Below are 17,819 nucleotides of genomic sequence, written 5' to 3' on the forward strand. Positions count from 1 at the left end.
ACCCCGCACCCTTGCAATCACCCGGGAAAGTGACATGGATTTCACACTGCCGCAGGCCGTCACCGACAAGCTGGCCGAACTGGACGCCTTCATCGAGGCCGAGATCAAGCCGCTGGAGCGCGAGAACATCCAGTTCTTCGACCACCGGCGCGAATATTACCGCACCGATTGGGAAAACGACGGTGCGCCCAGCAAGGAATGGCGCGCGCTGCTGTCGGAAATGGAGCGCCGCGCCGACAAGGCCGGGCACCTGCGGCTGTGCCTGCCGGAAAGCTGCGGCGGCAAGGCGGCGGGGAACCTGATGAACGCCGCGATCCGCGAACATCTGGCGGCCAAGGGGCTGGGGCTGCACAACGACCTCCAGGACGAGAACTCGATCGTCGGCAATTTTCCCATCGTGCCCGCCATCGCCAAATATGGCACCGAGGCGCAGAAGGTCTATATCGAGGGCATCATCACCGGTGAGCGCCACCTGAGCTTCGCGCTGACCGAGCCGCGCCACGGCTCGGACGCGACCTGGCTGGAAACCCGCGCGGTGCGGGACGGCGACCACTGGATCATCAACGGCCGCAAGCGCTGGAACAGCCAGGTCGGCCGCGCCGAGGCGAACCTGGTCTTTGCCCGCACCAGCGGCAAGGACGGCGAGGCCCGCGGCATCACCGCCTTCATCGTGCCGACCGATACGCCCGGCCACCGGATCGTGATGAACCATTGGACTTTCAACATGCCCACCGACCATTCCGAGGTCGAGCTGAAGGATGTCCGCGTGCCCGACAGCGCCATCCTGCATGTCGAGGGAGAGGGGCTGAAGATCGCCATGATGTTCATCCACGAAAACCGCATCCGCCAGGCGGCGGGCAGCGTGGGCGCCGCGCGCTATTGCATCCAGCAGGCGGTGACATACGCCAAAGAGCGGGTGCTGTTCGGCGAAGCCCTCGCCTCGCGCCAGGCGATCCAGTTCCCGCTGGCCGAGCTGCACGCCGAATGCGAGGTGGTGCGCAACTACGTCTTCCGCACCGCCTGGAAGATGGACCGGCAGGATCCCGCGACCATGTCGGACGAGGTCTCGATCTGCAACTACATGGCCAACAACCTGGTCTGCCGGGCGGCGGACTTCGCCATGCAGGTGCATGGCGGCCTGGGCTATTCCCGCCACATGCCGTTCGAGCACATCTACCGCCACCATCGGCGCTACAAGATCACCGAGGGCTCGGAAGAGGTGCAGAAGCGCCGCATCGCGCAGAAGCTGTTCGGCTTTGGCGGCAGGGGGGCGGAATGAGCGCGCAAGCCGCAGCCCATACCCCTGGCACCGATTTCGACATCGAGGCTCTGCGCGCGTTCCTGAACGGTTTCCTGGGGCAGGCGGTGCGCGATCTCACCGTCATGCCGACCACAGGGGGCATGTCGAACCCGACCTATTTCGTCACCGCCGACGGCTGGCGGGCGGTGCTGCGCAAGCAGCCGGGCATGAAGCTTGCCAAGTCCGCCCATGCCATCGACCGCGAGTTCCGGGTGATGGGGGCGCTTGGCGACAGCGCCGTCCCGGTGCCGCAGCTCTATCACTACGAGAAGGACGCTGGCCTGCTGGGCACGCCCTTCTACCTGATGGAGTGGCTCGACGGCCGGATCTTCACCGAATATTCGCTCCCTGGCATGGCGCCGGAACAGCGCGGCGCGATCTACGGCGCGATGGCCCGGACGATGGCGGCGATCCACAGCCTGGACTTCCGGGCCGCGGGCCTTGGCGATTTCGGCCGCCCCGGCAATTACTTCCAGCGTCAGATCAGCCGCTGGTCGCAGCTCTGGCAGCAATACCGCAAGGGTGATGACGACAATCCCGACCTAGACCGGATGCTGGGCTGGCTGGGCAGCCGCATCCCGGACAGCGCGCTTCTGGCGCTGTGCCACGGCGATTGCCGGATCGGCAACCTGATGTTCCACCCGACCGAGCCGCGCGTCATCGGCGTGCTGGACTGGGAGCTTTCGACGCTGGGCCATCCGCTGGTCGATGTCGCCTTCAATACGCAGGCCTGGCACATGGCCCCCGACGAAAATGGCGGCCTTCTGGGCCTCGACCTGGCGGCTGAGGGCATCCCGACCGAGGCGGATTACCTGGAGGGCTATTATTCCGAAGCCGGGACCACCGAGCGGATGACCGATTTCCATCGCGTCTTCGCCATGTTCCGCGCCGCGGTCGGCAGCGCCGGGGTCGCCTGGCGCGGCGAGCAGGGCAACAGCACGCTACCCGATTCCGCAAGCGTTGGCCGCAGGCTTGCCGCCGCCTATGCGCGCCGGGGGCTAGAGATCGCGGCCCGCAGCGGCCTGTAGAAGGGAACGCCATGATGATGACCATTGACGATGCCGTGGCAAAGCGCCGCTCCGTGCGCGGCTACCTGCCGGACGAGGTGCCGCAGGATATCCTGCGCGAGGTGCTGGGACTGGCCCAGCAGGCGCCTTCGAACTGCAATATCCAGCCTTGGATCACCCATGTCCTGTCGGGACCAAGCCTGCGCGGCCTTGGCCAGAAGATGGTGGCGGCAGCCCAGGCCGAGATCCCGCCGGACCCGGATTTCGCCGCAGACCGCAAGTTCGAGGGCGTCTATCGTGCGCGCCAGATCGATGCCGCCATGCAGCTTTACGGAGCGATGGGGATCGAGCGGCACGACCGGCCGCGCCGGGACTGGGCCTATCGCCGCAATCTCGATTTCTTCGGCGCGCCGCATGCGGCGCTGATCTTTCTGCACCATACGTTCGAAGAGCGCGAGGCGGTAGATCTGGGCATCTATGCGCAGACGCTGATGCTTCTGCTGACGTCGCGAGGGATCTCCTCCTGTGCGCAGGGGGCGCTGGGGCTGTATCCCACCATCGTCCGCGACCACCTCGGCCTGCCCGACACGCATCGACTGATCTTCGGCATCTCGTTCGGCTACGAGGATGCGGCGGTGTATGCCAACCGGGCGCGCGTCGGTCGCGCCGGACTGGATGAAGCGGTTGTTTTCCACCGCGACGGATATACGGCCTGACCGGCGACCGGATGCGACGATGGCCTGAGGAGAAGCGCATGACGGCACGGCTGGAAGGATGTGTGGCGCTGGTGACCGGCGCCTCGAGCGGGATTGGCGCGGCGGCGGCGGCCGAGCTTGCCGCGCAGGGCAGCAGGGTGGTTCTGGCCGCGCGGCGGGCCGGGCGGTTGGCCGAAGTCGCCGACCGGATCGCCGCGGCGGGGGGCGGGGTGCGCGTGCTGGAGGCCGACATTGCCCGGCGGGGCGTCCCCGCACAGCTGGTGGCGGATGCCGTCGCGGCCGAGGGGCGGCTGGACATCCTCATCAACGCCGCCGGCGTGATGCTGAATGGCAATTCGATCGATCGCCCGCTGTCCGAATGGGAGCAGATGGTCGATGTGAACCTGATGGCGCTTCTGGCGATCACCAAGGCGGCGCTGCCGCATCTGGTCGAGGCGGCCAAGGGGCCCCGCGGCGTGGCCGATGTGGTGAACGTCAGCTCTGTCGCGGGCCGGGTCGCGGCGGCGACGGCGGGCGTTTACAACGCCACGAAGTTCGGCGTCAACGGCTTCAGCGAGGCGTTGCGGCAAGAGTTCGCCCGGCGCAATGTCCGCGTTTCGGTCGTCGAGCCCGGCGCCGTGCGGACCGAGCTGTTCGGCCATCAGGCGCCGGTTGCGCAAGCCCGGCTGTCGCGCATCCTGGCGGACGTGGAATACCTGCACCCCGAGGACGTGGCCGAAACCATTGCCCATATCATCACCCGTCCCCGCCGCGTCGCGCTGGCCGAGGTGGTGGTCCGGCCCACCGATCATATCTGATCCGCGGGGCGCCGCGCTCTTGCAACAACGAAATCGCGCGGCGCAGGCCGGGCGGTGCCGCAAGGATGGGCGGCACATCGCGAAATGCCCCCGGTTCGCGTTCCGGCAAGTAGGGCGAGCCTCGAAAGGCTCGCCCCCGATCCGCGCGAGACAAGAGGGAACTTACTGCGCGGCCCGGTTCAGTTCGGAACGGAAGAAATCCAGCATCTCCTGCGGATTCTCCAGCCCGGCGGTCTTGGCCTTTTCCAACCATTCGGCGGTCAGCGGCGCCACCCGCTCCTGCATCCTGGCCAGCTCTGCGTCGGCCATGCGATTCACGGTCATGCCCTTGGCCTGCATCTTGGCGATGGCGGCCTCGGTTTCCTTGCGGTGCAGGTCGCCCGATATCCTGGCGACCACTGCGCCCGAGACCTTGCGGATCGCCTGCTGGTCTGCCTCGGAAATCCTGCCCCAGGCGTCGGGGTTGACCGAGACCAGCACCGTGGTCGAGCCGAGGCTGCCCGGCACGAAGGTCATCGTGTTCAGCACGTCGTCCAGCTTGAAGCCCAGCAGCGCGTCGGGGGGCGTGGTCGCGCCGTCAATCACCCGGCCGGACGCCAGCTCATAGACCTCGGACACCGGCTTGTTGACCGGCGTGCCGTCCATCAGTTCAACGATGCGGGTCAGCGAGGGGCTGGAGGTGCGGATCTTGGCACCGGCCCAGTTGTCCACCAGCGACAGGTCGCGCCCGGTGGTGAAGACGTGGAACACGCCGGTCTGGAACATGGCCAGCGGGACGACATCGGGGAACACGTCCCTGTCGGCCAGGAACTTCTCGTAGGTCGCCCAGACGGCGGGCGAGGTGCGCGTTTCGTCGTCGCTGGCAAAGGGCAGTTCCATCCCCTCGACCAGCGGGAAGCGACCCGGGGCATAGCTCAGCACCATCAGCGACATGTCCGCCATCCCGTCGGCCACCACGTCGTATTGCGAGGCGACGCTGCCCACGACCTTGGGGCTTTTCTGGATCTTCACCCGGCCCTCGGTCGCCTGCTCGATGGCGGCGATCCACGGCTCCATCAACTCGACGTCCAGCGCATAGCCGGCGGGCAGCCAGTTGGAATAGCGCAAGGTGACCTCCTGCGCCTGGGCCGCCGCGACGCCGGCCGCCAGCACGAGACCGGCGAAAATGCCGGCGCGGTTGAAAAACGACATTCGATACTCCCTGTTTATTGCCGCCCGGGGGGCGGATGATAAGGTCTGCCTCGTCCGGGCAGACCACCCGTCGAGTCAGATCTTGCGCTTGTGCCCAACCCAGTAGGGATCGCGCAGCAGGTTCTTCATCACGGTATTCTTGGGCGCCAGCGGCAGCGGCTCCGCGCGGAACTCGACCGATTTGGGGCATTTGTAGCCGCCGATCAGGCTGCGGCAATGCGCGATCAGCTCCGCCTCGGTGGTGGTCGCGCCGGGTTTCAGGACGACGACGGCATGAACCTGCTCGCCCCATTCCTCGGACGGGATGCCGATCACCGCCGCCTCGTGGATGGCGGGATGCTGGAACAGCGCCCGCTCGACTTCGATCGAATAGACGTTCTCGCCGCCGGTGACGATCATGTCCTTCACGCGGTCGGCGACATAGAGATAGCCGTCCTCGTCCAGATAGCCGGCATCGCCGGAATACATCCAGCCGTCGCGCAGCACCTCGGCCGTCTGCTCGGGCTTGCCCAGGTAGCCCATCATCAGATAGTCCGAACGCATGGCGATCTCGCCCAGCTGGCGGGGTGGCAGGGTCTCGCCGTCGGGCGAGACGATCTTGACCTCGACCCCGGGCCCCGGCTGGCCGCAAGAGCGGATCCGCTCGGCCTTGGGGCCGCTGAAGACGTGGTCGCGCCAGCGCAGCATGGTGGCGAAGCCGCCGGTTTCGGTCATGCCGTAGATCTGGTAGAAGCGCAGGTGCGGCAGTTTCGCCGCCGCCGCGGCCATCAGCGCCTCGGGCATGGGCGAGCCGCCATAGACGCAGGTGCGCAGGCTCGACAGGTCATACTTGTCGAAATCGGGATGGCTGATGAGCATGTTGACGATGGTGGGCACCATCACTGCGTTCGAGACCTTGTGCGCGTGGATGGCCTGCATCATCGTCAGCGGCTCGAACTTGGGCAACACGACATGGGTGCCGCCGGCCATGGTGATGTAATGCACCGGGCTCGCGCCCGAGAAATGGAAGAAGCCGCCGACATAGGCAAAGCTCAGATCCTCGACATCCGGGATCATCGCCAGCCAGGCGGTTGCGGCATGGCCAAGCGCGGCATGGCTGAGTGCGACGCCCTTGGGCTGGCCGGTGGTGCCGCCGGTGTAGAACACGGCATAGAGGTCGTCCCCCTTGCGGTCGGCATCCGCCACCGGCTCGTGGCTGGCGATCAGGTCCTCATAGGACAGCATCCCCTCGGGCGTGGGGGCGTCGCCGATATGGATCACGGCCTTGAGCCCGGGGAACTCGCGGCGCAATTGCTGGCCCTGCTCGGCGAAGGTGTCGTCCACGCAGAGGATCGCCGCACCGCAATCCTGCAGCGCATAGAGGTTTTCCTGCGCCGACCAGCGGACATTCATCGGTGCGAAGCAGCCGCCCGCCCAGGGCACCGCGTAGAACAGCTCCAGGTAGTTGTCCGAGTTCATTGCCAGCGTGGCGACGAAGCCACCGTTTTCCAGACCCAGCCTGCGCAACGCCGCCGCCATGCGCGGTATGCGGTCACCCAGCTCGTGCCAGTGGCGCTTGCGGGTCCCGCAGACCGTGGCGACGCCTTGCGGGTTGCGATGCACCGCCTGTTTCAGCAGCAGCGTTCCCTGCATCTCGTCCTCCTCCCTCTCTCGTTCACGACATACTCATCGACATTCCGGCGCCGGCATCCCGGCCGGGCCTGCACCTGTCTTCCTCCTCAAGAAGGCGCGGTTCCCCAGCGGCGGACCGATCATTGCGCCGGCTTGCCAAATTTGTTTCGCAATATTACTGTATGATAGAGAATATAAAACGCAAGCATCGTTTTGGGACGCGCGCCCGCGGGACAATTCCAGCGTCCGGTCGCTGCGCCCGTGGCGTTTGCTTCGCAAGAGGAGGGAGACTGCCATGACAGGACCGCTGTCCGATCTGCGGATCGTCGAGTTTTCGGGCCAGGGACCGGGGCCGTTCGCCGGCGGGCTGCTGGCCGATTTCGGCGCCGATGTGATTCGCATCGACCGCCCGGCCGAGCCGCTGCTGCCGCCGAAATACGACTTCTACAACCGCAACAAGCGGTCCATCGCGCTGGACCTGAAATCCCCCGCTGGGCACCAGGCCGCGCTGGCGCTGATCGCGGCCGCCGACGTGTTGATCGAAGGTTACCGCCCCGGCGTGATGGACAAGCTGGGCCTTGGCTACGACGCCTGCGCCGCGGCCAACCCGCGCATCGTCTACGGCTCGATGACCGGCTGGGGCCAGGACGGCCCGATGGCAAGGGAGGCGGGGCACGACATCAACTATCTGGCGCTGACCGGGGCGCTTGATGCCATCGGCTATCCCGACCGGCCGCCGGCACCGCCGCTGAACCTGGTGGCGGACCTGGGCGGCGGCGGGATGTATCTTGCCTTCGGCATCCTTGCCGCGGTGCACGAAGCCCGGCGCTCGGGACAGGGGCAAAGGGTGGATGCGGCGATGATCGACGGGGTGTCGCATCTGATGTCCGCCTTCATGGCCTTCACTCAGCAGGGTACCTGGACCGAGCGCCGGGCCGACAATATCGTGGACGGCGGCTCGCCCGACTATGGCTGCTATGAGACGGCGGATGGCAAGCATGTCGCCGTCGGTGCGATCGAGCCGCAGTTCTATGCCGCGCTCCTGGACGTGCTGGGCTTTGACCCGGCGGCCATTCCGGACCGCACGGACCGGGCCAACTGGCCGGCGCTGAAGCAGCTTTTCGCCGAACGCTTCCGGCAGCGGACCCGTGCCGAATGGGAGACGGCGATGGCTGGCCGCGACGCCTGTTTCTCGCCGGTGCTGAGCATCGCCGAGGCCTGGGCGCATCCGCAGATGCAGGCGCGCGGAGTGCATGCCAAATTCGACGGGCTGGTGCATCCGGCACCCGCGCCGCGGTTGTCGCGGACGCCGGGCAGCCTGCGCCGCGCCACGCCGGCGCCGGGGGAAAACAGCCGCGAGATCTGCGCCGATTGGGGCCTGCCGCAGGCGTTGTGCGAGCGGCTGGAGCGCGAGGCGGGGACGCTCCGGTCCGCAGTCGGGGCCGGCTGACGGCATGGCGATCGTCCCCGACCGGGCGCTGGCGCTTCGGATTCCCGAACTGGCGCAGAACTATACCGAGCGCGATGCCATCCTTTATGCGCTTGGCATCGGGATCGGACATGACAGCACCGATCCGGGACAACTGGGCTTTGTCTACGAACAGGGATTGAAGGCGGTTCCCACCATGGCGGTGGTCTTGGGCGAAACCATGGATTGGGTCCATGATCCCGGCCTGGGGATGGACGTGAACCAGTCTCTTCACGGCGAGGAGCGGGTGATCTTGCACCGCCCGCTTGCGCCGCAGGGGCGAGTCGTCGGGCAAACGCGGGTGATCGGCCTGGCCGACAAGGGCCCGGGCCGCGGCGCGCTGGTCCACAGCCGCAAGGAACTGCGCGATGCCGGGACCGGCGCGTTGATCGCAACCACGCTGCGCACCGCCTTTGCCCGCGCCGACGGCGGCTTCGGCGGCCTGCATGGCGAAAGTCCCGCGCCCTTGCCCGCCGTCCCCGACCGGGCGCCGGACCTGTTCTGCGATCTGCCCACCCTGCAGCAATCGGCGCTGATCTATCGGTTGAGCGGCGACCGCATCCCGCTTCATGCCGATCCGGCCGTGGCGCGCGCGGCCGGGTTCGAGCGGCCGATCCTGCATGGGCTGTGCAGCCTCGGCATCGCCTGCCATGCCATTCTGCGGCTGGTCTGCGGCTACGATCCCGACCGCATCGCCGAGATCGGCTGTCGGTTCAGCGCCCCGGTCTATCCGGGCGAGACGCTGCGGGTCGAGTTGTGGCGCGCGGGGCGGGCGGTTCATTTCCGCGCCTTGGTGGCGGAACGTCAGGCGGTTGTCCTGAGCAACGGCCATGCGACGTTGCGCGAGTGAATGGAGAAGCGAATGACGAAACCCTTGCTGGGCAAGACGGCCATCGTGACCGGCGCGGCGCGCGGCATCGGCCGGGCCTATGCCCTGCGGCTGGCGCGGCTGGGCGCCAATGTGGTGGTGGCCGACCTGAACATGCAGGGCGCGGCCAGGATCGGCGAGGAACTGACCGCCGAAACCGTGATGGCCGAAGTCGAGGCGCGCGGTTCCCGTGCGCTGGGGGTCGAGGGCGACCTGAGGAAGCCCGAGACCGTCGAGCGGCTGTTCCGGGAAACCGTCGACGCTTTCGGCGGCGTGGACATTCTGGTCAACAATGCCGGGGCGGGCGTCTATCGCCACGAGGGCCCACTGCCCAGCCAGACCACACAGGAGGGCTTTGACTTCCTGGTGGATGTGAACCTGCGATCCTGCGTGATGTGCTGCCAGGCCGCCGTGCCGATCATGGCGGCCAAGGGGGCGGGGGTGATCGTCAACATCTCGTCCCAGACCGCGCTGGAGCCGCTGAAGGGCGGGGCGATGGCGATCTATGGCGCGGCCAAGTCGGCGGTGAATACCTATACGCGCAATCTGGCCGCCGAGCTGGGACCCAAGGGCATCCGGGTGAACGCCATCGCGCCGGGCATCACGCTGACCGCGCGGCTGATGAAGCTGGACTCCGAAACCGGCGTCGGCACGCCCGAACAGCTAGAGGCCATCGCGCTGCGCCGTTTCGCCACGCCCGAGGATATGGCGAACGTGCTGGAATTCCTGGTCGGCGGCCTGTCCGGCTATGTGACCGGACAGGTCATCTCGGTCTGCGGCGGGGCGGTGCTGACGCCCAGCTAGGGGCGTACGCCCCGGACAAAGGCCGCGACCTCGCCCCGCTGGCAAAGCTCGATGACGGTGCCGTGCCCCCCACCCTTGGTGATCCAGCCCCGGCGTAGCGGCAGGTTCGGGGTCTGCGGCTGGTCGTAGACCTTGAGTCCGCGGGCGCGATATTCGGCGATGGCGGCGTCGAGGTCCTCGACCTCCAGCGCCACCACGACGTCGCCGTGCCGCAATTCGGTCTTGCCCGAGGCTTCGACCAGTTCGATGACCGGCCCATGCGGATTGTCGAAGAATGCCAACCGCAGCCCCAGTTCGGGAATCAGGCGAATGACCGGTTCGCCCAGCCCCAGCATATTGCCGTAGAATTCCACAGCGGGCTCCAGCGCGGCCACCGCGATTCCGATATGGTCCAGGACTGGCGTCATTTTTCTTGTCTCGATATGGTTTGCTTGCTTATCATGCATAACTTAAGAATGGCATTGGATCAACAATCGGCGACGGAAGGGCACTAGAAAATAGACCAGGCGATCAACCGGCAATGGTTCCAGGCGGGGCCGCTGACCAAAACCGGCAAGCTGAACGTGCGCCGGGGTAGCCCGATGGCGAACGAGAGGCCGTCGTGACCATGGCGGCGGACCGGGGCCGCGTCCTGCCCACCTCAGCCTCACCTGCCGCCATCATCTATCTGGCGGCCGGGAATTTCGTCGTCGGCACCAGCGGCTTTGTGGTCGTCAGCATCCTGCCCGAAATCACCGCCGGGCTGGGCATCAGCCTGGCCCAAGGGGCGCTGCTGTTCACCATCTATGCGGGAGCCTATGCCATCGGCTCGCCGCTGCTCATCTCGGCGACGGGGCGGATCGGGCGGCGGCGCTTGCTGCTGATTGCCATTGCGACGGTGGTAGTTTCGGCGCTGGTGTGCGCGCTCACGCGCTCGTTCGGGGCGATGCTGGCGGCCCGGGCGGCGGCGGCTTTCGGTGGCGGCCTTTATACGCCGGTCGCCGCTTCCGTAGTCTTCGCCACGGTGCCCGAGGCGCGGCGGGGCCGGGCGCTGGGTTTCGTCTTTGCCGGGCTCCAGCTTTCACAGGCGGCCGGATTGCCTCTGGGTGTGATGATCGCGCAGCAACTGGACTGGCCCGCCGCCTTCCTGACCGTGGCCGGTCTGGGCGCGCTGTCGGCGGCAGGGCTCTGGTGGGCGCTGCCACGGGGTGTAGCGGTGCCGGTGACGTCGCTGCGCACGCTGCTGGACGCCGGGCGCGACCTCAGGACGCTGCTGGCCGTGTCGATCATGGCGCTGCACGCCTGCGCATTGATCCTGTGCTACGGGCTGATCGCGCCGCTGGTCATGCGGCATGGCGGCAATGTCGGGCTGGCGATCGGCGCCTTCGGTATCGGCGGGGTAATCGCCGGGGTGACGATGGGCCGTGTCACTCAGGCGCTTGGCGCAAGGCGGGCGCGGATGATCGCCCTGGCCTCGCAGGTGGCGATCCTGCCGGTGCTTTCGCTGCCCTTGATCGGCATCGCGCCGCTGCCGGGATGGCTGTTGATCGTGCAGGCGTTGCTGTGGCATCTGCTGGCCGGCGGCATGATGATCCCACAGCAGATCCTGCTGATGCAGCGCAATGCCGAGCGTGGTGCACTGGTGCTTGGTCTCAACGCCACGATGAATTATTTGGGCTTTGCGTTGGGTTCGGGTCTGGGCGGACTTGTCGTGGCGGGACTGGGCTATGACTGGCTGGGTCTGGCCGGAGGCACGATAGCGGGGCTGGCGGTAGTCGTCTCGATCCAGAGCGAGCGGCTTTATCGCCGTGCGGGACTGTGATCCCGCCACCGCGGCAAATAATCGTTGCGCCACATGACGGGGAATCTAGTATAGATGCGCATTATATGCGTCAGTCCCTCTTGGGGAAATGTCACCAGGCCGGCCTTGGGCCCGCCGCAGCACCAGAGAGATCCGAATGCCCTACAACTCCGTATATGCACCCGGCCTGTTCAAGGACCAGACAATCATCGTCACCGGCGGCGGCAGCGGCATCGGCCGCTGCACCGCGCATGAACTGGCGCATCTGGGTGCGCAGGTGGTGATCGTTGGCCGCAATCCCGAAAAGCTGGAAACCGTCCGGCAAGAGATCATCGAGGACGGCGGCAAGGTCCATGCCGCGACCTGCGACATCCGCGACGAAACCCAGGTGATCGGCCTGATCGACCAGACGCTGGAGCGTTTTGGCGCCATCAACGCGCTGGTCAACAACGCCGGCGGGCAATACCGGGCCGAACTCAAGACCATCTCGACCAAGGGGTTCGAGGCGGTGGTCCGCAACAACCTGACCGGGGGCTTCATTTTCATGCGGGAAATCTACAACCGCTGGATGGAGGCAAACGGCGGCGCCATCGTCAATGTCATCGCGGATATCTGGAACGGCTGGCCCGAGATGGGGCATTCCGGCGCTTCGCGCGGGGGCATGTGGACCCTGACCGAAACCGCGGCCTGCGAATGGGCGCATTCCGGCGTGCGGGTGAATGCAGTGGCGCCGGGCGGGATCGCGTCCTCGGGTTTCGACCAATACGCCCCCGAGATCACCGAGCGGATCCTGGCCTATCCGGCGCAGGTGCCGCTGCCGCGCTATGGCACCGAATCGGAAATCTCGGCCGCGATCACTTATCTGCTGTCGCCCGCGGCGGCCTATGTGACCGGCAGTTGCCTGCGCGTCGACGGCGGCGCGCCGAACCGCCGGCAGACCTGGACTCAGGATTATCCGGCGACCAATATCCCCGAATACAACGGCTTCCACCGCGCCGTGCAGCCGCAGATCCTCAAGAACCGGGGTTGAGTCCGGCCGCAGCATCAGGAACAGGGCCCCGCTAATTGTCGGGGCCCTTGTGTTCCGGAGGGCAGTTAAGAGTGGCGCTTATTGAAGCAATATATACCATATGCTTGCAAATCGGTGGGAGAGTGCCGTTTGCCTTCGTGACCCATGGGAGGGGACACATGACATTCATATCCAGACACCTGCTGCCGGGCATTCTGCTGGCGGCCACGGTCTCGGCGGTCGGACCGGCCCAAGCGGAATCGATAACCTTGCGCTATTCGCAATGGCTGCCGGCGTCCTATCCGCTGCATGCCGAGATCATCGCGCCCTGGTTCGAGGAGATCTCGCGCGTGACCGAGGGCAGGGTGATCATCGTCCCGACGCCGAAAGTCGTCGGTGCCGTGGCCGGGCAATATGACGTGCTGGCGGACGGGCTTGCCGATGTGGCGCTGGTGGTGCCCGGCTATACGCCGGGGCGCTTTCCGCTGTCCGAGGGGCTGGAACTTCCATTCCTGGGCGACGATCCGCGCGTTTCGATGCCGGTCAGCTACCGCACCTATGAAGCCTATCTGGAGCCAACGGGGCTGTTCAAGGAGATCGTGCCGCTGGCCGTGTTCACCGGCAATCCGGCCCATATCGCGCTGCGCTCGGGCGAGGTGGCGGCCTTGTCCGATCTAGCAGGGAAAAAGCTGCGCAGCCCGCAGCAGGCGGCCTCGGCCTCGATCGACCTCTTGGAAGCGGTGCCGGTGTCGAAGCCGATGTCCGAAGTCTATGAGCTTGCCTCCAGCGGCGCGATCGACGGTGGTATCATTCCTCCTGACACCCTGCTGAGCTTCAAGCTGGCGGGCACGATGAAGGAATATGTGCTGGTGCCGGGCGGGGTGGTGAATACCGTCAACATGCTGGCCTTCAGCCACGAGGCCTGGGACCGTATCTCGCCGCAGGACCAGGCGGCGATCCGCGAGGTCTCGGGATTGGCGCTGGTCACGAAGATGGGCGAGGTCTATGCACGATCGCTTTCCGATGCGCTGGCGGCGATGCCGGGCGAGGGTGTGCGGGTGCAAACTCTGCCAGAAAGCTTTGTCGCGGCATTGAAAGAGCGGCTGGAGCCGATCCGCACCGACTGGTTCGACGTGGCACGGAAATCCGGGCTGGAAGACCCCGAGGCGATGGTCCGCTTTTTCGAAACCGAATATGTGGCGGGAAAAGCGGCACAATAGGGCAAAAGGCGCGATCCGGCGCATCTTCAGGCGATGCCTGGGCCGCCGCTTGGCTTAACGGCTGAGGCCGTGCTTTGCGACGCAGTCTCTTGCAGCGCGGTTCACAGTGATTTCGGTCAAGAAGGCCGTGACCGTGACGCGGGGATCGGCGCGGCAAGGCGCCGATCCGCAAGGCCATGGGCCGGAAGCCATGCTTTCAGCGCCGGTCGTGTTCGGCTTTCATGGCCTTGGCGATGATGGTCTTCATGATCTCGATCGAGCCGCCGGCGATCTTGGTGATCCGTGCATCGGCATAGGCGCGACAGATCGGATATTCCCACATGTAACCCCAACCGCCGAACAGTTGCAGGCATTCGTCGGCCGCCTTGCAGTGCAGTTCGGTCGTATACATCTTGGCCATCGCCGCATCGACCGGGTCCAGCTTGCCCTGCATGAACAGCTCGATGCACTTGTCGGTAAACACCCGGGCCAGCGTGGCCTGGGTCTTCAACTCCGCCAGCTTGAACTGGGTGTTCTGGAAGTCGAAGATCGTCTTGCCGAAGGCTTCGCGCTGCGTGGTATAGTCCAGCGTCCATTCGATGATCGTCTCGGCCACGGTGGCCGAGCGGATGGCCTGCGCCAGCCGCTCCTGGCTCAGCTTGGTCATCATCAGGGAAAAACCGTCGCCCTCGCCGCCCAGCATGTTCGAGGCGGGAACGCGCACGTTGTCGAAGAACAGCTCGGACGTGTCCTGCGCGTGCATCCCCAGCTTTTCCAGGTTGCGGCCGCGGCGGAAGCCTTCGCGGTCGCCTTCGATCAGGAACAGGGTGACGCCCTTGGCCCCGGCGTCGCGGTCGGTCTTGGTGGCGCAGACCAGCACGTCGGCATGCTGCCCATTCGAGATGAAGACCTTCTGGCCGTTGATGACGAAATCGTCGCCGTCGCGGGTGGCGCGGGTGCGAATGGCCTTGAGGTCAGAACCCGCATGGGGTTCGGTCATGCCAAGCGCGCCGATCCATTCCCCCGTGACCATCTTAGGCAGGAACCTGCGCTTCTGCTCTTCGGTGCCGAAGGACAGGATATAGGTCGCCACCAGGTCGGTGTGGATCAGGAAGCCAGGCCCCGAGGCGCCGGCACGCCACAGTTCCTCGAACACCACAACGTCGAACAGGTAGTCGAGGCCCAGCCCTCCGTATTCTTCCGGCACGGTGCAGCACAGCAGACCCTGTTCGCCGGCCTTCAGCCAAAGTTCGCGCGGGACGATGCCGTCCCTTTCCCATTGCGCATGATGGGGCGTGATCTCTTTCTCGACGAAACGCCTGACGGTGGCGCGGAAAAGCTCGTGTTCCTCGTTGAACAGGCTGCGTTCGATCATGTTGGTTCCTCTCTGGTGGCGAGTGCCGCAAGGTCGTGCCGGACGGCGGGATCAGTTTTGCGCCAGCTTGGCCCGGTGTTGCGGGGCGGCAATGGCAGTCAGTCTTTCGCGGCGCTGCGCCTGGCTTGCCGCACGCAGGTCCGCAATGCCGTATTCGGTGACGACCATATCGGTGTCGAACCGGCCCAGGGAGATCGGTCCGGTCGCCCGCCCGGCCGATACGATGCGGCTGACCCTGCCGCCGGCGGCGGTCGCCGGCAGCACGACAAGGCGCAGCCCCTGCAATCCGCGGGCACCGGCCGCGAAATCCGAAGCCCCGCCGGGGCCGGAAACCAGGCCCCTGGGGGTGGCTTCGGCATAGCTGTTGCCGGCCAGATCCACCTCGATGGCCGAATTGATGGTCACGAGGCGTCCGATGGCCGCCAGCTGCGCGACGTCATGCGTGATCGAGGGCGGGGCAAAGCGGAACTCCGGCCGCCCCACGGCCTCGTAAAGCCGGCTGTTGCCGATAGCGACCCCGGCGCGGATCGGCGCATCCTGGCGCAGGGCGCCGGCTTCCAGCAGATCCAGCGTCGAGTTGCCGATCAGTCCGGAATGGACAGACAGGTTCCGGTGGTCGGTCAGGCCGCGCAGGACGGCCTCGGGCGTGCGGCCCAGGCCCGCCTGGATTGTCGCGCCCTCGGGCACCATTTCGCCGGCAAGCGTGGCGATGCGGGCCGACACCTCGTCCATGCCGGGGTCCGAGACCGGCAGCGGCGCTTCGCCCTCGATCACGGCATGGAAGCGGTCGAAGGGGATGGACCAGCCGTTGGTCCGCGGCACCAGCGGGTTGATATGGGCGATGATCCGCGGAATCCGCGGCCATATGTCGGCAATGAAGTCATTGACCGGGCCAAGGCTGCACATGCCCTGTTCGTCCGGGGGCGAGACCATGACCAGGGCCGCATCGGGCGGGTTCGCCGCCAGATGCAGCCGGATCTCGCGATAGCAGAACGGCAGGAAATCCACCTGCGCCTCATGGCCCGAGAACTCGGGCATCATGAAATAGCTTTCAACCCGCGCGCCCGCCGCCAGCAGCCCGGCCAGCCGGTTCAGGCCGGGCACGAAGATGCCGGTGAAGGTCAGGCCGCGCAGGTCCGCGGCCTCCAACCCGTCGCGGATCAGGGCGCTTTCCCCCGAACAGGCATGAAGCCAGATCCGGGCGCCGGCAGGGAGATGGCCGGCCAGGTCGCGCGAACCGATCAGCAAGGGTGCCATGACCGTTCCCGCCTTATTCCACGAACTTGTAGAAATCGGGCTTGCGCTTTTCGTTGAAGGCATTGACGCCTTCCTGCGATTCCGGCGTCGCGTAATACAGCTTGACCGCATGCAGGGCGAGGTTCGAGATGCCCCGGATCGAGTCGCTGTCGGCGTTGAACGACCGCTTCAGGAAGGCCAGCGCGGTAGGCGAGCGTTCCGCCAGCGTATCGGTCCATTGCGTGACGGCGGCATCCAGCTCCTCGAGCGGCACGACCTTGTTCACCAGGCCGTAGCCCATGGCGTCGCGGGCCGAGATGCGGTCGTTGAGATACCAGATCTCGCGCGCCTTCTTGTCGCCGACGATGCGGGCCAGCATGCAGGTGCCCCAGCCGGCGTCGAACGAGCCGACCTTCGGACCCACCTGGCCGAACATGGCGTTTTCCGAGGCGATGGTCAGGTCGCACAGCGTCGCCAGGACGTTGCCGCCGCCGATGGCAAAGCCGTTCACCCGGGCGATCACCGGCTTCGGCACGTCGCGGATCAGGCTTTGCAGCTCGTCGATGGGCAGGCCGACGACGCCGCGGCCGTCATAATTGCCCTCATGCGCCGACTGGTCGCCGCCGGTGCAGAACGCCTTGTCGCCGGCGCCGGTAATGACGATCGACGCCACGTCCTTGTTGTTTCCCGCAAGCTGCAGCGCCTGGATCATTTCCTCCAGCGTCTGGCCGCGGAAGGCGTTATAGACTTTCGGACGGTTGATGATGATCCAGGCCGCGCGACCGCGGACCTCGTAGATGATGTCCTCGAAAGCGGGTATGTTTGCCATGGTCTCTTCCTCCAGTTACGCAAGGCTGCGGTTGCGCTTGCTTGTCACGACTATCGTTCACATGCACATCATGAACAGGCATCTTGTCCTGCGATCCTCGGGCGAGGGCTGCGCAGGACGGAATTCGTCCGGCTCAGAACTTCCCTGTGAGTTCCGGGACGGTGGTGAACAGGTCTCCGACCAGGCCGTAGTCGGCGATCTGGAAGATCGGCGCCTCCTCGTCCTTGTTGATCGCAACGATCACCTTGCTGTCCTTCATCCCCGCCAGGTGCTGGATCGCGCCGGAGATGCCCACCGCCACGTAAAGCTCGGGCGCCACCACCTTGCCGGTCTGGCCGACCTGCCAGTCGTTCGGGGCGTAGCCACTGTCCACCGCCGCGCGCGAGGCGCCCACCGCGGCGCCGAGCTTGTCGGCAAGCGCCTCGATGATGGCAAAGCTCTCCTTCGAGCCCAGGCCCCGGCCGCCCGAGACCACCCGCTTGGCCGAGGTCAGTTCGGGGCGGTCGCTCTCGGCCACCTCGTCGGCAACCCAGGCCGACAGGCCGGGATCGGCGGCGGCGGCGGTCTCGGCCACGCTGGCCGAACCGCCCTCGGGGGCCGCGTCGAAGCTCGCGGTGCGGATGGTGAAG

At 66.3% G+C, this 17,819-nt stretch carries 17 protein-coding genes; 10 read left to right on the top strand and 7 right to left on the bottom strand.

Annotated elements, in window-relative coordinates:
* Positions 1-34 precede the first annotated feature (34 nt).
* The 4 genes from FE811_RS10305 to FE811_RS10320 are packed head-to-tail and all read left to right on the top strand — an operon-like array spanning position 35 to position 3,820.
* Complete coding sequence (locus FE811_RS10305) at positions 35-1,279, top strand: acyl-CoA dehydrogenase family protein (protein WP_140847472.1); 1,245 nt, start codon at positions 35-37, stop codon at positions 1,277-1,279.
* Positions 1,276-2,328: a phosphotransferase family protein gene (locus tag FE811_RS10310; protein ID WP_140847475.1), complete on the top strand. Its 1,053-nt coding sequence runs from the start codon at positions 1,276-1,278 to the stop codon at positions 2,326-2,328. Before FE811_RS10305 ends, FE811_RS10310 begins: the two co-directional genes overlap by 4 nt.
* Before the next feature lie 11 nt (positions 2,329-2,339).
* Positions 2,340-3,023: a nitroreductase gene (locus FE811_RS10315; protein ID WP_219848877.1), complete on the top strand. Its 684-nt coding sequence runs from the start codon at positions 2,340-2,342 to the stop codon at positions 3,021-3,023.
* 38 nt (positions 3,024-3,061) lie between these two features.
* A complete protein-coding gene (locus tag FE811_RS10320; protein ID WP_181180848.1) occupies positions 3,062-3,820 on the top strand; it encodes an SDR family NAD(P)-dependent oxidoreductase in 759 nt (252 codons plus the stop codon).
* A 162-nt stretch (positions 3,821-3,982) separates the two neighbouring features.
* On the opposite strand, the gene FE811_RS10325 is transcribed toward FE811_RS10320, so the two are convergent.
* Entirely contained in the window at positions 3,983-5,011 is a 1,029-nt protein-coding gene (locus FE811_RS10325; protein WP_140847477.1) for a TRAP transporter substrate-binding protein, read from the bottom strand.
* Between the two features lie 75 nt (positions 5,012-5,086).
* A complete protein-coding gene (locus FE811_RS10330; protein WP_140847480.1) occupies positions 5,087-6,643 on the bottom strand; it encodes an AMP-binding protein in 1,557 nt (518 codons plus the stop codon).
* A 274-nt stretch (positions 6,644-6,917) separates the two neighbouring features.
* Between FE811_RS10330 and FE811_RS10335 the strand changes: the two genes are divergently transcribed.
* Genes FE811_RS10335 through FE811_RS10345 form a run of 3 tightly spaced genes read left to right on the top strand, consistent with a single transcriptional unit; the run spans position 6,918 to position 9,762 of the window.
* The gene (locus FE811_RS10335; RefSeq protein ID WP_140847482.1) at positions 6,918-8,072 is read left to right on the top strand and encodes a CaiB/BaiF CoA-transferase family protein; all 1,155 of its coding nucleotides are present in this window, start codon (positions 6,918-6,920) and stop codon (positions 8,070-8,072) included.
* 4 nt (positions 8,073-8,076) lie between these two features.
* Positions 8,077-8,940, top strand: a complete 864-nt coding sequence (locus FE811_RS10340; protein WP_181180849.1) for a MaoC/PaaZ C-terminal domain-containing protein — start codon at positions 8,077-8,079, stop codon at positions 8,938-8,940.
* Between the two features lie 12 nt (positions 8,941-8,952).
* Positions 8,953-9,762, top strand: coding sequence for an SDR family NAD(P)-dependent oxidoreductase (locus tag FE811_RS10345; protein ID WP_181180850.1), 810 nt, complete (start codon positions 8,953-8,955; stop codon positions 9,760-9,762).
* Here the strand turns inward: FE811_RS10345 and FE811_RS10350 are convergent.
* The gene (locus tag FE811_RS10350) at positions 9,759-10,169 is read right to left on the bottom strand and encodes a VOC family protein (protein ID WP_181180851.1); all 411 of its coding nucleotides are present in this window, start codon (positions 10,167-10,169) and stop codon (positions 9,759-9,761) included. The two genes, FE811_RS10345 and FE811_RS10350, sit on opposite strands and share 4 nt — an antisense overlap.
* 200 nt (positions 10,170-10,369) lie before the next feature.
* Between FE811_RS10350 and FE811_RS10355 the strand changes: the two genes are divergently transcribed.
* The 3 genes from FE811_RS10355 to FE811_RS10365 all read left to right on the top strand — a co-directional run bounded on the left by FE811_RS10355 (position 10,370) and on the right by FE811_RS10365 (position 13,771).
* Complete coding sequence (locus tag FE811_RS10355; protein ID WP_255469708.1) at positions 10,370-11,563, top strand: MFS transporter; 1,194 nt, start codon at positions 10,370-10,372, stop codon at positions 11,561-11,563.
* A gap of 136 nt (positions 11,564-11,699) precedes the next feature.
* Positions 11,700-12,572 (top strand): SDR family oxidoreductase, encoded by an 873-nt coding sequence (locus tag FE811_RS10360; protein WP_140847494.1) that lies wholly within the window; start codon positions 11,700-11,702, stop codon positions 12,570-12,572.
* A 158-nt stretch (positions 12,573-12,730) separates the two neighbouring features.
* Complete coding sequence (locus FE811_RS10365) at positions 12,731-13,771, top strand: TRAP transporter substrate-binding protein (protein ID WP_140847496.1); 1,041 nt, start codon at positions 12,731-12,733, stop codon at positions 13,769-13,771.
* 196 nt (positions 13,772-13,967) lie between these two features.
* Here the strand turns inward: FE811_RS10365 and FE811_RS10370 are convergent, their stop codons facing one another.
* From FE811_RS10370 to FE811_RS10385, 4 genes are all read right to left on the bottom strand, one after another.
* Positions 13,968-15,125 (bottom strand): acyl-CoA dehydrogenase family protein, encoded by a 1,158-nt coding sequence (locus FE811_RS10370; RefSeq protein ID WP_140847499.1) that lies wholly within the window; start codon positions 15,123-15,125, stop codon positions 13,968-13,970.
* A gap of 51 nt (positions 15,126-15,176) precedes the next feature.
* Positions 15,177-16,382 carry an acetyl-CoA hydrolase/transferase C-terminal domain-containing protein gene (locus FE811_RS10375; protein WP_140847502.1) on the bottom strand — a complete coding sequence of 402 codons (1,206 nt, stop codon included), beginning with the start codon at positions 16,380-16,382 and terminating at the stop codon, positions 15,177-15,179.
* Between the two features lie 13 nt (positions 16,383-16,395).
* A complete protein-coding gene (locus FE811_RS10380; RefSeq protein ID WP_140847505.1) occupies positions 16,396-17,190 on the bottom strand; it encodes an enoyl-CoA hydratase-related protein in 795 nt (264 codons plus the stop codon).
* A 133-nt stretch (positions 17,191-17,323) separates the two neighbouring features.
* Positions 17,324-17,819, bottom strand: a 496-nt coding sequence (locus tag FE811_RS10385) for an electron transfer flavoprotein subunit alpha/FixB family protein (protein WP_219848878.1), incomplete at its 5' end; no start/stop codon positions are given.

This window comes from Paracoccus sp. FO-3 (assembly GCF_006386455.1).
GTDB lineage: Bacteria > Pseudomonadota > Alphaproteobacteria > Rhodobacterales > Rhodobacteraceae > Paracoccus > Paracoccus versutus.

Coding starts and splice junctions, on each gene's coding strand:
- FE811_RS10305 (WP_140847472.1), top strand. CDS start 35: ATGGATTTCACACTGCCGCAGGCCGTCACCGACAAGCTGGCCGAACTG.
- FE811_RS10310 (WP_140847475.1), top strand. CDS start 1,276: ATGAGCGCGCAAGCCGCAGCCCATACCCCTGGCACCGATTTCGACATC.
- FE811_RS10315 (WP_219848877.1), top strand. CDS start 2,340: ATGATGATGACCATTGACGATGCCGTGGCAAAGCGCCGCTCCGTGCGC.
- FE811_RS10320 (WP_181180848.1), top strand. CDS start 3,062: ATGACGGCACGGCTGGAAGGATGTGTGGCGCTGGTGACCGGCGCCTCG.
- FE811_RS10325 (WP_140847477.1), bottom strand. CDS start 5,011: ATGTCGTTTTTCAACCGCGCCGGCATTTTCGCCGGTCTCGTGCTGGCG.
- FE811_RS10330 (WP_140847480.1), bottom strand. CDS start 6,643: ATGCAGGGAACGCTGCTGCTGAAACAGGCGGTGCATCGCAACCCGCAA.
- FE811_RS10335 (WP_140847482.1), top strand. CDS start 6,918: ATGACAGGACCGCTGTCCGATCTGCGGATCGTCGAGTTTTCGGGCCAG.
- FE811_RS10340 (WP_181180849.1), top strand. CDS start 8,077: ATGGCGATCGTCCCCGACCGGGCGCTGGCGCTTCGGATTCCCGAACTG.
- FE811_RS10345 (WP_181180850.1), top strand. CDS start 8,953: ATGACGAAACCCTTGCTGGGCAAGACGGCCATCGTGACCGGCGCGGCG.
- FE811_RS10350 (WP_181180851.1), bottom strand. CDS start 10,169: ATGACGCCAGTCCTGGACCATATCGGAATCGCGGTGGCCGCGCTGGAG.
- FE811_RS10355 (WP_255469708.1), top strand. CDS start 10,370: ATGGCGGCGGACCGGGGCCGCGTCCTGCCCACCTCAGCCTCACCTGCC.
- FE811_RS10360 (WP_140847494.1), top strand. CDS start 11,700: ATGCCCTACAACTCCGTATATGCACCCGGCCTGTTCAAGGACCAGACA.
- FE811_RS10365 (WP_140847496.1), top strand. CDS start 12,731: ATGACATTCATATCCAGACACCTGCTGCCGGGCATTCTGCTGGCGGCC.
- FE811_RS10370 (WP_140847499.1), bottom strand. CDS start 15,125: ATGATCGAACGCAGCCTGTTCAACGAGGAACACGAGCTTTTCCGCGCC.
- FE811_RS10375 (WP_140847502.1), bottom strand. CDS start 16,382: ATGGCACCCTTGCTGATCGGTTCGCGCGACCTGGCCGGCCATCTCCCT.
- FE811_RS10380 (WP_140847505.1), bottom strand. CDS start 17,190: ATGGCAAACATACCCGCTTTCGAGGACATCATCTACGAGGTCCGCGGT.